Source organism: Pseudomonas sp. SAR267 (assembly GCF_052077595.1).
Lineage (GTDB): Bacteria > Pseudomonadota > Gammaproteobacteria > Pseudomonadales > Pseudomonadaceae > Aquipseudomonas > Aquipseudomonas vlassakiae.
In genome coordinates this window covers 1,648,749-1,661,678 of sequence record NZ_JBQIHU010000001.1, presented here as the reverse complement: position 1 = coordinate 1,661,678, position 12,930 = coordinate 1,648,749, and the positions used below count along the sequence as shown (strand labels likewise).

Sequence of the window (12,930 nt, the reverse complement as noted above, 5' to 3'; positions counted from 1 at the left end):
GGCTTACCAGTTGAGAACGTCACAGGGTGGGGGAAGTTCGGACGATGACGAGCGCCAGCCCGGGTTCCGGGATGGCGCCTCGAATGCTCAGCGCAGGTTTATTTTCCAGCCGTTGGCCTTGGCATCGGCAATGCTGATTTTTTGCGCATAGCCGATATTCAGGCGTTTGTTGTCGTGCGCCAGGTAGGGCGAGGTATGGAAGTAGTCCCAGGTCGTCTTGCCATCATGGGACTGCAGGTCTTCCTGGCTGTAAGGAATTTCCAGTATGGCCGGCGAGCTATCTGCGGCTGCCGAGGAATCCAGGTCGCCGATCAGGCTGTAGCCGGCGCTTGCATTGCCAGCCCACAGCTGCGCATTGATGGTCGCGCCTGCCGGAACGGTCATCGATGCTGGCCAGGAGATTTCGATCTTGAGGGTTTCGCTGCTCATGTTAGTCATCCTTTTAAGTTGGGTTGTACTGCGCTCGCCGAAAGGCAAATGCAGTACGACAGGATGCTAAGTACATGGCTCGAGGGTGGTCAGGAGGAACTCTGGCCGCTAGCGGCCCGGCACCAGTGTCAATCGCTGGCTGCCATAGGCCCGGCCAAAGTTCTGCGGCTGCAGCGGCAGGCTCATGAACCGCCCCTTGAACCAGGCGTCCAGCCCGTCGCTGTAATGCGCACTGGCCGGGTTGCCCGACTGGCCGTTGCTGGTCAGGACCTGGAGCGGCTCGGCCTGGCCGAAGTCGACGATCATGCGTGCCGAGGCCGGCAGGCGGGTGTCGAAATCGCTGCCCCAGGCGTAAGGGGTCAGGGCCAGGGTGGTGAAATCGCCACCGGCAGCTATCGGTGAGCGGCTCAGTGGGTCGCCCAGGCCGTGGTAAGCAGGGGCCGGCCAGCGGTACTGGTGCAGTTTGCCCCACTGCCAGGCGCGTCGGTCGCTGCCCAGCTGCGCGGTGCCAGTATCCACGGCGGCCGCCAGGCTGCGGGCGAGGATGGCCGGTTTGTCCTCTTTCTGCGGCGTAGTCCGATCATCCCAGAACGGGCTGTCGTCGCGGCCCAGCAGGTGGTCGGCCTGGGCCGAATACGACAGGCGGGCGTTGCTGACAAAGGCTTGCCAGGCTGGGCTCGATTCCGGACCGAGGTCGTCGAGGAAGGTCTGCCGGGCTACTTCCTGGAGGAAGAGCTGATACAGCGCGGCATCGGCCGAGACCGGGCTCAGACGGCCGTCGAAGGCCTTCAGCCGGGCCAGGGTGTCGCGCGCCTTGTCACGCTGGGATGCAGGCAGGGCGTCTATCGCCTGCTTGAGCGGCTGGGCCATGCCGGGGGCGTCGAACATTTGCTTGAGCTTGTCGCTCAGCAACGTCACCTGATCGTTCTGCAGGGCCATCAGGCTGCGGTTGTCGTGCCGACCGTTGCCGGCCAGCTGGCCGAGGCGCTCGGCGCGTTCAGGGTAGTACCAGGTACTCGACAGCTGCATGCCGTAGCCACGCGGCAGGCTGCGTTGGTTGGCATGGGCGATCCAGCCGGCCGCGGGGTCCTGGTCATAGGGGTGCAGCATCGGGTCGGCATAACCATCCCAGTCATAGCGCCCCTCCCAGCCGGGCGATGGCAGCAGGCCCTGGCCTTCACGGCGGTTCGGGTAGCGGCCGCTGACCTGCCAGCCGATGTGCTCGGGCTCGGCGAAGACGAAGTTGAGCGCGGCAGTGGCGACTTCGCGGGTGCTGTCGAAGGCGCGCTCGACATTCTGCGCGCGGGTCAGGTCGAACAGCGCGTCGAGGCTACGGTCGCCCTTGAGTTGGGGCAGGCTCAGGGCCAGGCCCAGGCTGGCGCTGCCTGCCTGGGGGAGCAGGGTGCCGTGCCGGGTGTCGTACATCACCTCGCGCACTGGGCGCTGGCCACGGACGAAGAAGGTTTCGCTGCGGGCGCGGGCCGGCAGCCACTTGCCGTCGGCCAGATAGGTCACCTGGCTGCCGGCGTGGCGCAGCTGCTCCAGATACAGGTCCTGGTTGTCGGCCATCACCGCGCTGCTGCTCCAGGCCAGCTTGCCGTTGTAGCCGGCCAGTACGATGGGCAGGCCTGGCAATGACAGGCCTGCGACCTGATATCTGCCGGTGTGGATCTGCACCGGGCTCAGCGCCCACGCTGCTCGGCTGTCGCTGGCCAGCAGGCTCTTGCCGCTGCGGCTGCGTTGCGGGCCGAGCGCCAGGTTGGCCGAACCGGGGCTGCCGAGCAGGTCGAGATCGGCAAGTTTCTGGCTGGCCGCTGCCAGCGCGGGCAAACCTGGCAGTTGGCTGCTCAGGTTCAGGCCCTTGAGTTTTTCCACCTCGGCTTCTGCCAGGGGCTCGTCCGGTGCGCCGGGCAACAACCAGGGTAGTTTGTCGTTGCCGACTTTCTGCGCCAGGGTCAGGGCGCTGAGTTCTTCCTGCAGGTTTACCGACTGGCTGAAGGCGTACAGGTTGAAGATCAATGCCGAGTCTTCAGGCTTCCAGTACTCAGGGCGATAGCCACTGCTGGCCAGGTTGGCCGGCAGCTTGTCGCGGTAGCGGAACAGGTAGGCGTTGACCCCACGGGCGTACACTTCAAAGAAGCGCTTCAGGCGCGGCGAGGCATCGGCGTACTGCTGGGCGGCGTTCTGCTTCAGGTTAGCGGCGCGCATCAGCCGGTCGATATCCAGCGCTTCGCTGCCGGCCAGCTCCGCCAGGCGGCCTTGGGCGAGCAGGCGCATGGCAAGCATCTGCTCGATGCGATCGCCGGCATGCACATAGCCGAGGGTGAACAGCGCGTCATGGAAACTGCTGCTTTCGATCAGCGGTGCGCCCATGGCGTTGCGCCGGACCGAAGCATTCTGCGCCAGGCCTTTGAGTGGCTGCACGCCGGTCGACGGTGGCACGCTGTCCTGGTAACCACCCATCTGGCAGCCGGCGAGCCCGAGCATGCCGAGCAGCGTGGCGGCGCTACTGAACCGCAGGCGGAAGGGAGGAAGGACTGGGGCGGCCATGACAAGGGCTCCTGCAAGGCGTGGCGGGGTTCGAAAGGCGCTAAGGTAGTGAGCGCGCAGGCGCCGTGCAAGGTGCGACAGCGGTTTATTTACCAGCGGTACCCGCACCGCCGCCATCGTCGCTGCAGGTACCCGAGTTCAATGAATCAAGCGCCGTGGCACTTCTTGAACTTTTTCTGGCTGCCGCACGGGCACGGGTCGTTGCGGCCGACGTCCTTCAGGGCGTTGCGCACAGGCTCCTGGTGGCCATGGTTGCAGTGAGGGCCGTGTACATGGCCATGGTCGTGATCATGCTGATGATCGTGACCGTGGTTGCAGTCAGGGCCATGAACATGGGGTTGCTGAGTCATTGCAGGGTTACTCCGGTATGAGATCGCCGGGGATTATCTCACCACTGCGCGACAAGTGCAGGTCCTGATGGATGATCAGTCCGGTCTCCAGCTCGCCCCGCAGGCGGTAATGCAGTGGCTGCCCGCTCTTGAGCAGCTTGGCCAGCGGTTTCAGGTGCTGCCACAGATTGGTTCGCGCGGTGATCTTGAACGTGCGCCGGGCATGCCCGCCAACGCTGCGCCATAGGCTCACTTCGTCCTGCGCCAGCAGCAGGTCGTCGAGCCACACCGAATAGCTCAGGTTGCGAATGAACAGGCGGCTGTCGTTGGGGTTGTCGACGCGCAGGTGCAGGACGAATTCCTGCTGCAGCAGCCGCGCCTTTACCGTTTCCACCTTGTCCAGGTGCAGCTCAGGCTCGCGCGTATCATCGTCGCCCCAGCTCGCACAGCCCGCCAGCAGCCCCAGCAAGGCGCCGAGCAACAGCAGGCGGGTGGCGGCAATCATGCTCAATTGCCAACGTAGCTGGCACAGCATTTCTTGAATTTCTGCCCGCTGCCGCAGGGGCAGGGGTCGTTGCGGCCGGCCTTGAGCGCAACGGTGGGGTCGATGAAATACCAGCGCCGCTCGTGCTGCACGAAAGCAGAGCGCTCACGGTGCTGATGGTCGCCCGCCTGGTCATGCCAGCGTGCGGTGAAGGTCACGAAGGCGTGTTCGGGCTGGCCGCCGAGTACTTCGGCGCTTTCCACCTCCAGGCCCAGCCAGGTGCTCTGGGCGCTCCATGCTGCCATGGCAGCACGATCCAGCCCCTCCTGCTGGGCCGGCAGGGTGGTGGCCACCAGGTAGTCGACCAGCCCCAATACATAGGCGCTGTAGCGCGAACGCATCAATGTCTGGGCGTCGGGAGCCGCAGTGCCGGCATGGTAATGCCCACAGCAGGCGTCGAGCAGGTTGCCGCTGCCACAAGGGCAAACCGAGACACTCATCATCACCACCAATACTTGCCGAAGTTTTCAGGGTTGGCCCAGAACTGAGTGGGGTATGGCGGCAGGCCAAGCGTAGCGGGCTTCATAGAGGACCTCAAGGAATTTGGTGACAAAGCTGGTGACAGTGTTGGTGACAGACAGCGAGACCGCAAGGGCGAATTACTGGGGTCCTTAACGCACCCACGGGCACCCATGCGAGGGCCTACGGGGGAACCTGCGCGGGAAGTCTTGTAATGGTGACCTTTCAGATTTTTCTGTCAGATTCTCAAGAGGGTCTATGCGACCACAACCAGAACCCCAGTTGAACGGCCAGACAGACCCAGTAGAGGGCCTGTAGGTGGTCCATGGGGTTCTCCTATAGAGATTAAAATGACTTGTGAAAACGAACGTCTGTGAGTTCGTGTTGTTGAGCTACTTCAAGGAGGCGCTCATAGGAATGCGGCCAGCTCTTTTGAGATTGGTCATCAGAAGCACCTGATTGAAGTAATGCAAAGCATAGCGCTGCATGTGGGGTCAGAGACTCAACAGGAACCTTAGTGACGACTCGCTTGCCCTTGTAGGTGTAACATAGCGTGACACTCATCGTAGGTCCTTGAGATTCGAGTTATTCCACAAGCATAGACCCTTAGCTTCTGGTTACGAAAGTATTTATTCCTGCTTAGATTCTAAGTCCAAGCTCGCCAGCTCGCTGAAGTGTCAAATGGCCTTTTCTGACGGCAGCCTTTAGGCCCCTTTGAGTATTCTTGTGGGGAGCCTTCATTGCTTTCCAATCGCACTTGTCGTTGAAGGTCATGCGCTTGAGGATGTTTGCACCATGGTCATTGCCCAGTGAGGCCATCTTGTCGGCCACCAGTGCAGCTACCTCCGGCATCTCAAGGATCGCCTCGAAGGCGTCATAGACCATCGTCTCGAACTCACGAGAGACCCAGCCCGCATAGGCAAGAGCTGCTCGTTTGTTGGCGTGGGTCACTGTAACTGCACCAGCCTTAGCGGAATGGGAAAAACCCATTTCCCTCATGTATTGGCCTTCCTTCAAGTTGTTCCATTGGCCCGGTTGCTTGCCCTTTGGCAGCTTCAGGGTTCGCCAGATGTCTGTCAGGTCCCATTGGCCCCGGTCGTTTGCCTTGAAGGCGTGGCCTTCGATGATGATGACGTGACCGGAATGCTTGTGTTTGATGTCGATGCTCATTGGTCTTTTCCTCTTGTTTGCTCCCTCAAGTTCGCTCCCACGGGCAGCCGAAAGACCCGACCAAGGGTTCTGCCGGTGGCATGAAGGAACAAACAGGAAGACTTTCGTTTAGGTGTGCCCAGCGACGGGCAGTATTGGTTTGCGCGTCCATTTTCTGGATGCACAAAGACGGGCTGAGATTTCAGCTCGTTGAAGCGGTGCCCCCGCCGGTCCCTCTTTAGGTCCGGCCTTACGGGGCTACTTACTGGATCACTCGGCGGTCAGCTTCACATTGGTGACCAGCGGGAACGGCACTTGGACGGTCTGAAGACCATCGGTAGTCAGTTTCACCTTGACCATGCCATTGGCGATGATGTCCACCACAGCCATGATCTCAAGGTCCCAGCCTTGGGCGTTCGGGTTGCGGGTCGCTTCGATGCGCCACACGCTGCCGTCTTGGCGCTCACGGTAGCTCAGTGAGGTGAACAGCTTGGGCAACATGAAGATGCCGTGGTCGGTCCCGGTGTACGCCTGTACGCCTGCGCCGATTAGGTCCTCAATAGAGTCCTGACCGGCACGTTGAGCAGCACGCTCAAGGACCGCCACCTGCGATACAGGCAGCAAGATCACGAAGTCACTCAGCGAGGTCCCTACAGTCTGGTTAACGTGGGTCGTGAGGATGTCGATGAGGTCCTCTGCGATCTCAGCAGGCTTACCCGTTGGCTTGGCCTCAGAGACGCTCTCAGTGCTTGGGGCGGTTGCCAAGATGGCAGCGACCTTACCGGCTGCGCTGTGCTCAATATCACGAAGCATCTTGTCAGCGGTTTGCTCCATAGACTGGACGGTGAAGCCTGCCATCAGGTTGTGGTCAAGGATGGTGGCACGGTGGCTGATGACCAATGCCGTGTCGGTGGCCTCAGTGAAGATCACAGAACCGGCCAGGACTTCACCCTTGTCGATGGTCTCGTTATCCCAGTTCTTGCGGGGATCGAAGGTGACAGAGCGGTCGGCCATGGTGATGATTTGTTGCCCAGTGGCCTCAGAGCCAGCCGGACGGAACTCGCAAGGGGTTGCCTCCATGGCGGCCTCTCGCCACTCATCGCCGTTCAAGTAGTCCTCAGCGGCCTCCACAAGGGCCTCCACATAGACGGACACATCGGTGGCCGCTTGGGTCTCTGGGCGAACATCAGCAGTGTTGAATCGAATCGACCCAGTGTGCTCATCGGTGATGGCGGTGGTGTAGGTCGATGGCTTGGCGTACTGGAATGGTTGTTTCATGGGAATGGTCCTCCTGAATAGATGAATGAAGTGGGTGTGTCGAGGGAGGCGCTGTTACCAGCCACCGCTATTGCTGCGGGAGGCAGCTCGGATACGAATGCCATGCTCTTTGATGGCAGCCGCTCGGGCAGCACGCTCGGCCTTCGCTTGGGCGATCTCACGGGGCGTGTACTCACGGCAGCGCTCTTGATGCCAACGGGCCTCAGCCTCTCTCTGAGCCTTCTCTTGGGCCTTCTGGTGCTGGTCTTGGCGGTACTCTCGGGCAACTACGGGAATCGCTTGGAGCGACAGACCGGCCTCATCGAACGCCTTAACGATCTCGAATTGCTGGCCCTTAACGGTCCCGCATTGGGCGACCAGCATGGGCAACATGATGTTCTCGACGTACTCACGGTTAAGGGTCTGGCCCGACACGGTGACTTCGTTCTTCAGGACTTTGGTGATGGTGATTTTCATGGTTGGGTTCTCCTATTGGGGACCCTTTGATTCGTCCTTGCGCCATAGACGCGCACGACCAGACGGCCAAGGAGAAAGCCTTCGCGGGCATCTTCAAGGACGATCAAAAGGTTCTGGGTTTCAAGTGGTATTGGTGTTGATGACGCTGATTCAGGACATGGCAAGCCTGAAGGGCATCTTTGAGAGGACCGTGGCGACGGTCAATGACGGGCTGTGAGGACCACAGGCACGCCACAAATGACATGGTAGAAACGGAGCAGGTCGAGACCGGTAGCCGTTAGGGTTTCTTCAAGGGGACCCATGAGGAACGCTCCCAGCTTGCCCGACACATACTCAAGGCAGCTCTCATATCCTTTACTGGTCCGTAGACCGATGTTCTTGAGATTGAAGACAGCGAGGCGATGGCGACCAGTGGGCATAGCTGCCTCAATAGACAACAGGGTCTCTTGGCGTCCTTGTGGGATGCCGTCAAGTACAAGGTGGAATTTCATATGGACCTCCTTTGAGGTGACTGATCGAACAGGGATGTTATGGTCGCAAGACCAATCCCTAACTCAGAGGAATCTATTAGATTATCTTTAAGTTCTTATTGTTAGATTGATTTAAAGATAATAATAATAGAGTTACTCAAAGAGTAATCTTTAAGTAAAAGGCCCCCGTACAACTTGAGCGATGCATGGCGGCCCCAATTCCATGCACGGTCTCTCCAACGGTGTCCTTTGTGGGCATCGCTTCATGGATCGACAATATCAAGCTGTGCTCCTTCCTACTGGAGCCAGACGCTGGGGTCTGCTTATCGGGGACTGTTGGCGCTGGCTCGCATCACCGCAATGGTGGCTGGTCTCTTGTCGCTTGGTCGTCGCTGATCGGTCCTCGAGGAACCGGTAGGTGGCGAGAGATTTTTTCTTGCTGTTCTCTGCCTACTGCCATAGTGAGGGTATTTGTCCTCCCTATTGACACGCTGGAGAAAGACTGAGCGAATTAAGCGTTGCGTGCATATTCGCCGTGGTAGCGCTTGCGAATCTGATCTACATATCTGGTAGCCGCTCGGACATTTGCAAACCAGACCACGCCGGGCTTGTCGTCTCCAATAGAAAGCCTGACGCCGAATTGACTTCCCTGCTGGAAGATACCCTTGGGAAGTCCATCGGCTTTCTTACGGCACTTGGAGTTCCAAAGGTTCTCCTGCTGGGTACAGGTGCGCAGGTTCTCAACCTTGTTATTCAACTTGTTGCCGTCAATGTGATCGACAACAAGCTCGGCAGGGTCGATGCCGGTGTGCATAAAGAAGATGACTCGATGGGTCCGGTAGAACTGGCCGTCAAACTTCATTCGATAGTAGCCGTCGCTGCCCATGCTCACGACTGGGCCGACTCGACCGTTTCGACCACGGGTGGCCTTGATGCGGGAGAGACCCGAGGGACTCGCCGGGTCGATCTTGTAGATTTCTTGAAGGGATTCGAGGGATGGCATCGCGGTGTAGCTGGACATGGTGTTGACCTCCTATGGCTGTGTGGGTGTGCCATAGTGAGGGTCTATATGTGGTGTTCGGCCTCACCAATCAGATACTACATATTGTGCCCTTCAGTTCCACCAGTTCACCACGGAGCAGCTTCAGTTCGTCCATGATGCCCGCAGCGATTGGGTCGGTGGACTCGGAGGCGTCATAGCGACCGGTCTTGCGGATGCTCGGGAGGACTTCCTCGGTGACCCACTTGCGGAACGGCTCAGACTGGGGAGCGTGACCACGGAGCAGCATTGCGTACAGCTCAGACTCAGTGAAGATCACCGTATTGGAGCGAAGGCGGCGACCGTGAATGTCTGTTGGGAGACTGATGCAGTTTTCTTGGATCAGTGTCGAGAGTTGGTGCCCCGCCCCAAACCCCTGCCTTGCGTTGCGGATTGACTCAGCTGGGTGTTTCAAGCCAGCCGCTCGGGCTACCTGAGTCGCCACGAACAGCAAGTCATGCTCAGGGTGACCCACGAGGACATCCAGCTCGATGCCCATGAAGTTGCGTTTCTCAAAGCAGGCCTACCAACAAGTGGTAGACCCTTCATCGCCTTACTTAGCGGCCAGTGTAAACGCCTTCACCAGTGCCTCATGGAGCGTCCCCACAGGAACCCTCTGAGACCCCGCGTAGAGGTCGTAAGTGATGTTCCCTGAGCTGTGCCCGGTGATGCTCTGAGCGATGACCTCAGGGGTCGCAGCGGCCTTCAGCAGACCTGACAGAGAATGCCTCAGCGAGTGGAACGACTGGTCACTGCCTGCCTTCAATCCCAGAGGCTCACGTAGGGCCTCATTGAGCGGCTTGTTGAAATAGTGAGCCTTCGCCTTGAACAGCTTGCCGGGTTCCGATGCGACCCACTCAAGGAAGGTCTTTAGGGAGAACCCATAGGCCCCATCGACCAGAGGGACTTGCCGGATGGAGAAGTCATTTTTCAGGGTCTTTCCCTTCTCGTCCTTGTTGATGTCGATGACGGTAATCCCGTCCACTTGCTTTATGTCGTCCTGAGTCAGTTGGTACAGCTCGCCAATACGGGCACCTGTGAGGACTCCCAGAGACAGCGCCCAGCGCTTCCAGTCGGTCACAGGCAAGGTATTAGCGTGGTCCATGATGGTCGCCACTTCCTCACGGGAGAACGGTCTACGCTCGCTTTCAGCGCCCCTCTCAATCTTCAGGTCCTTGTCATAGGAGCGTTCGATATAGCCGTTGTTCTTTGCCCAGTCCATGACGGTCGATAACTGGCCCAGTAGCTTGTTGACAGTCAGAGGCTTTCGGCCCTCCATGACTCTCTCTTTGAGCGCCACCATGTCAGCCCGTGTGTGGGTCCTGATGTCGAGGTCTCCGAGAAGCGATGAGAGGGTCCTACAGTTCGATGTCACTGCCTTATGTGTGTCACCTGTCACGTTGCCTTGGCGTTCCTTCAGGAACATCTCAGCGAGGACCTCGAAGGTAATCGGGTTTGTCGAGGACGCATTTACAGATAGGGACACGGAAGGGGCTACAGACGTGCTACAAGACAGCTCCCCAATGATCTCCGTGAGTTCCTGAGGACGACCCTCAAGACGCTCCTGAGCAGCCCTGAGCACTCGTTGCCCGGTGCCGATGGCCCGGTGTTGGTTCATATTGAATCGACCCAGCGAGGCAGCCTCAGCGAGGTGGTGGCTCATCTGGTCATAGATTTCCATGTAGAGGCCCCGTGAGTCCTCGCTATGGCCCTGTAGGGCATCCTCAGCGATCTCCTTGAGGCGTTCCTTGAGGTCCTCCCACGAAGCCTCAGGGCGGTCGAGGTGGAAGACAGCCAGTGTCTTGAGGATGTCCTTTGAGAACTGCATAGCGGTTGGCCTATCGGTGGAACGGAGAGAGATGGCGAGACTACGGGTTGAGCATCCCCGAGGGCGAACCCTCAGGTAATAGATTCCTGACCGTCTGTAGTGCCAGACCGAAAGGGCCTGAGATGGTCGTTGGTGACAAGGCTGGTTACAGGCTGGTGACAGTTGGCCCTGCTCGGGCATAGCAATGCTGGTGGTCATGGTGAGGTAAGCCCTTGATATTCATGGGTTTACCACCAGTACTTCCCAAACATTTCCGGGTTGGCCCAGAACTTGGCGTTGAGCCAGTCCGGGACCTGCTTGTAGTCATGTAGATCATAGGTGAACAAGCTCAACACCTGCTCGTCACGGCGGAATTTCTCGCTGGCCGACAGCGCCAGCGAGAAGAAATCGGTGTCTTGCCAACCGCAGGCGGGCAGGTCGGCCAGCACTGCAACCCGGCTTGCGTTGAGGTTGCGGATGCCGCCCAACAATTGCAGGCCGGTGCGTTTGGGCAGGTGTTCCAGGCAGTCCACCAGCACCGCCAGGTCGAAGCGCTGCGCAGCCAGCGCTGCCGGCAATGGCCCCGGCGCGCAGGTTTCGATGGCCACCTGGGGGTGCGCCTGGGCAAAGGCATCCAGTGCCGGGAAGCGGGTGCCCACCAGCAGCAGGCGCTGCGGGGTGAAACGCTCTAGCAGGGCGGCCAGGGCTTGTTGCGGCGTGCGCTGGGAAAAACCGTCGGTCATTGCCAATCCTCGTTCAAGTCATCCAAGACTAGCGGGCTGCTGCCCGCCGGCATAGAGGCAAGAGGCCGCGTCGTGGCTTATTGGTGGCAGGGATGGACTGCGCGGTCTTTACTCCCAGAGATCGGCCTTATGCCGATTCCCCTAGGAGAAGCTACGAAAATGAGCATAGTACGCACAGCGTTACCCCTGGTACTGCTCACCAGTGTGTTGACTGGTTGTGCAGGTTTGCAAAAAACCGACTGGCCGAAGTGTGCTGCCGTCGGGGGCGTCGCCGGTGCCGGCCTGGGCGCCATCGAGAGCTCCAGCTGGGCTGGCTGGGGCGCGCTGCTCGGTGGTGGCCTGGCGGCGGGCTATTGCTGGGCTCACGGCGATGGCGACGAGGACGGTGATGGCGTGCCGGACAGCCGCGACAAGTGCCCGCACACGCCGCGCGGCGTGAAGGTCGATGCCAATGGCTGCCCGCCTGAGCCGGCGCCTGTGGTCGAGGAAGTGGTGGTGCAGAAGGAAGAAGTGATCGTCATTCGTGATGTGCACTTCGAGTTCAATTCCTCGCGCCTGACAGCGGCCGACAAGGAGCGCCTGAACACGGTTGCCACGCGCCTGAAGCAAGAGGCCCCGAGCGCCCGTCTGAGCGTGACTGGCCACACCGACAGCGTGGGCTCCGACAAGTACAACCAGAAGTTGTCCGAGCACCGTGCCCATGCGGTAACCGATTACTTGATCCAGAGCGGTGTGCCTCGCGCCAGCTTCGTCTCGGTGGTAGGCGCAGGCGAAACCCAGCCAGTGGCGGACAATGCCACGGCCGAGGGGCGTGCCATGAACCGTCGTACCGAAATCAAGATCCAGCGTTGACGGCACGGCGCCCGCGCCTTGTGAAGTGGCGCGGGCGCATCTTCAATCGCGCTGGCGGTGGCCGATGACACAGGAGCATTCATCATGAGTGTTATGTCGAAGGCGGCGATGCCGTTGCTGTTGGTTACCAGCCTGCTTGCAGGCTGCGCCACCCACAGTGACGGCAGTGCGCCTCTCAATCAAAGGACGTGGCCCGTCTGCAGCCTGCTCGGTGGCGCGGTGGGGGGTGGCCTTGGCGCCATCGAAAATTCGAGCTGGGCGGCTGGCCTCGGCGCCCTCGGCGCGATCACCGGTGGGCTGATCTGTTATGCCCAGGACGGTGACGAGGATGGTGACGGTGTGTTCGACCGTCGAGACCGCTGCCCCGACACCCCGGCCAATACAGCGGTGAACCACATGGGCTGCCCGCTGCCGCAGTATCCGCCGGCGCAACCCGCACCACAGCCCAAGCCTGAGTTGATCAGCCTCGATGACCAGGGCCAGGTGATGTTCGCGTTCAATTCCGCCGATCTCACCCCGGGTAGCGAAGAACGCCTGAAAAGCCTGCTACCGCGCCTCAACGAGTTGGGGGTCACGCGTGTCAAGGTGGTCGGGCATACCGACAACGTCGGCTCAGACAGCTACAACCAGGCGCTTTCCGAACGCCGCGCCGCCAGTGTCGCCGAATACCTGATCAGTCAGGGCCTGGCGCCGCAGAAGGTGACCAGCGAGGGCCGTGGCGCCCATGAGCCAATCGCCGACAACGCCACCGATGAAGGGCGTGCGCACAACCGACGGGTGGACCTGCACCTCAACTGACTGTGCTGGCGCGTGCCTGGGCATGCA

At 60.1% G+C, this 12,930-nt stretch carries 15 protein-coding genes; 2 read left to right on the top strand and 13 right to left on the bottom strand.

Annotated features, from left to right (window positions below; translation table 11 throughout):
- Positions 1-87: 87 nt before the first annotated feature.
- From ACTORR_RS08050 to ACTORR_RS07990, 13 genes are all read right to left on the bottom strand, one after another.
- Positions 88-429 (bottom strand): hypothetical protein, encoded by a 342-nt coding sequence (locus ACTORR_RS08050; RefSeq protein ID WP_262108782.1) that lies wholly within the window; start codon positions 427-429, stop codon positions 88-90.
- A gap of 108 nt (positions 430-537) precedes the next feature.
- Positions 538-2,979, bottom strand: a complete 2,442-nt coding sequence (locus ACTORR_RS08045; protein WP_286935353.1) for a penicillin acylase family protein — start codon at positions 2,977-2,979, stop codon at positions 538-540.
- Between the two features lie 146 nt (positions 2,980-3,125).
- Complete coding sequence (locus ACTORR_RS08040; RefSeq protein WP_060486211.1) at positions 3,126-3,329, bottom strand: SEC-C metal-binding domain-containing protein; 204 nt, start codon at positions 3,327-3,329, stop codon at positions 3,126-3,128.
- 7 nt (positions 3,330-3,336) lie between these two features.
- On the bottom strand, positions 3,337-3,813 hold the full coding sequence (locus ACTORR_RS08035; protein ID WP_054885841.1) for an LEA type 2 family protein: 477 nt from the start codon (positions 3,811-3,813) through the stop codon (positions 3,337-3,339).
- A 2-nt stretch (positions 3,814-3,815) separates the two neighbouring features.
- Positions 3,816-4,292 (bottom strand): YchJ family protein, encoded by a 477-nt coding sequence (locus ACTORR_RS08030; protein ID WP_054885840.1) that lies wholly within the window; start codon positions 4,290-4,292, stop codon positions 3,816-3,818.
- Between the two features lie 658 nt (positions 4,293-4,950).
- Positions 4,951-5,481, bottom strand: coding sequence for a hypothetical protein (locus ACTORR_RS08025; protein WP_061304825.1), 531 nt, complete (start codon positions 5,479-5,481; stop codon positions 4,951-4,953).
- A 249-nt stretch (positions 5,482-5,730) separates the two neighbouring features.
- Positions 5,731-6,738, bottom strand: coding sequence for a hypothetical protein (locus ACTORR_RS08020; RefSeq protein ID WP_061304827.1), 1,008 nt, complete (start codon positions 6,736-6,738; stop codon positions 5,731-5,733).
- 54 nt (positions 6,739-6,792) lie between these two features.
- Positions 6,793-7,194: a hypothetical protein gene (locus ACTORR_RS08015; RefSeq protein ID WP_441343609.1), complete on the bottom strand. Its 402-nt coding sequence runs from the start codon at positions 7,192-7,194 to the stop codon at positions 6,793-6,795.
- Positions 7,195-7,394: 200 nt separating this feature from the next.
- Positions 7,395-7,685, bottom strand: coding sequence for a hypothetical protein (locus ACTORR_RS08010; RefSeq protein WP_286920046.1), 291 nt, complete (start codon positions 7,683-7,685; stop codon positions 7,395-7,397).
- Between the two features lie 490 nt (positions 7,686-8,175).
- Positions 8,176-8,685, bottom strand: coding sequence for an HNH endonuclease (locus ACTORR_RS08005; protein ID WP_174713058.1), 510 nt, complete (start codon positions 8,683-8,685; stop codon positions 8,176-8,178).
- A gap of 70 nt (positions 8,686-8,755) precedes the next feature.
- Positions 8,756-9,202, bottom strand: coding sequence for a BRO-N domain-containing protein (locus tag ACTORR_RS08000; RefSeq protein ID WP_174713059.1), 447 nt, complete (start codon positions 9,200-9,202; stop codon positions 8,756-8,758).
- Between the two features lie 54 nt (positions 9,203-9,256).
- Entirely contained in the window at positions 9,257-10,531 is a 1,275-nt protein-coding gene (locus tag ACTORR_RS07995) for a site-specific integrase (protein WP_174713060.1), read from the bottom strand.
- A 227-nt stretch (positions 10,532-10,758) separates the two neighbouring features.
- Positions 10,759-11,253: a DUF6231 family protein gene (locus ACTORR_RS07990; RefSeq protein ID WP_099815175.1), complete on the bottom strand. Its 495-nt coding sequence runs from the start codon at positions 11,251-11,253 to the stop codon at positions 10,759-10,761.
- A gap of 159 nt (positions 11,254-11,412) precedes the next feature.
- Between ACTORR_RS07990 and ACTORR_RS07985 the strand changes: the two genes are divergently transcribed.
- Entirely contained in the window at positions 11,413-12,105 is a 693-nt protein-coding gene (locus tag ACTORR_RS07985) for an OmpA family protein (RefSeq protein WP_054885838.1), read from the top strand.
- Between the two features lie 84 nt (positions 12,106-12,189).
- Positions 12,190-12,903, top strand: a complete 714-nt coding sequence (locus ACTORR_RS07980; protein ID WP_286935316.1) for an OmpA family protein — start codon at positions 12,190-12,192, stop codon at positions 12,901-12,903.
- The last annotated feature ends 27 nt before the right edge of the window (positions 12,904-12,930 follow it).

Excerpts from the sequence above, each read along its gene's own strand:
- ACTORR_RS08050 (WP_262108782.1), bottom strand. The coding sequence starts at position 429 with ATGAGCAGCGAAACCCTCAAGATCGAAATCTCCTGGCCAGCATCGATG.
- ACTORR_RS08045 (WP_286935353.1), bottom strand. The coding sequence starts at position 2,979 with ATGGCCGCCCCAGTCCTTCCTCCCTTCCGCCTGCGGTTCAGTAGCGCC.
- ACTORR_RS08040 (WP_060486211.1), bottom strand. The coding sequence starts at position 3,329 with ATGACTCAGCAACCCCATGTTCATGGCCCTGACTGCAACCACGGTCAC.
- ACTORR_RS08035 (WP_054885841.1), bottom strand. The coding sequence starts at position 3,813 with ATGATTGCCGCCACCCGCCTGCTGTTGCTCGGCGCCTTGCTGGGGCTG.
- ACTORR_RS08030 (WP_054885840.1), bottom strand. The coding sequence starts at position 4,292 with ATGAGTGTCTCGGTTTGCCCTTGTGGCAGCGGCAACCTGCTCGACGCC.
- ACTORR_RS08025 (WP_061304825.1), bottom strand. The coding sequence starts at position 5,481 with ATGAGCATCGACATCAAACACAAGCATTCCGGTCACGTCATCATCATC.
- ACTORR_RS08020 (WP_061304827.1), bottom strand. The coding sequence starts at position 6,738 with ATGAAACAACCATTCCAGTACGCCAAGCCATCGACCTACACCACCGCC.
- ACTORR_RS08015 (WP_441343609.1), bottom strand. The coding sequence starts at position 7,194 with ATGAAAATCACCATCACCAAAGTCCTGAAGAACGAAGTCACCGTGTCG.
- ACTORR_RS08010 (WP_286920046.1), bottom strand. The coding sequence starts at position 7,685 with ATGAAATTCCACCTTGTACTTGACGGCATCCCACAAGGACGCCAAGAG.
- ACTORR_RS08005 (WP_174713058.1), bottom strand. The coding sequence starts at position 8,685 with ATGTCCAGCTACACCGCGATGCCATCCCTCGAATCCCTTCAAGAAATC.
- ACTORR_RS08000 (WP_174713059.1), bottom strand. The coding sequence starts at position 9,202 with ATGGGCATCGAGCTGGATGTCCTCGTGGGTCACCCTGAGCATGACTTG.
- ACTORR_RS07995 (WP_174713060.1), bottom strand. The coding sequence starts at position 10,531 with ATGCAGTTCTCAAAGGACATCCTCAAGACACTGGCTGTCTTCCACCTC.
- ACTORR_RS07990 (WP_099815175.1), bottom strand. The coding sequence starts at position 11,253 with ATGACCGACGGTTTTTCCCAGCGCACGCCGCAACAAGCCCTGGCCGCC.
- ACTORR_RS07985 (WP_054885838.1), top strand. The coding sequence starts at position 11,413 with ATGAGCATAGTACGCACAGCGTTACCCCTGGTACTGCTCACCAGTGTG.
- ACTORR_RS07980 (WP_286935316.1), top strand. The coding sequence starts at position 12,190 with ATGAGTGTTATGTCGAAGGCGGCGATGCCGTTGCTGTTGGTTACCAGC.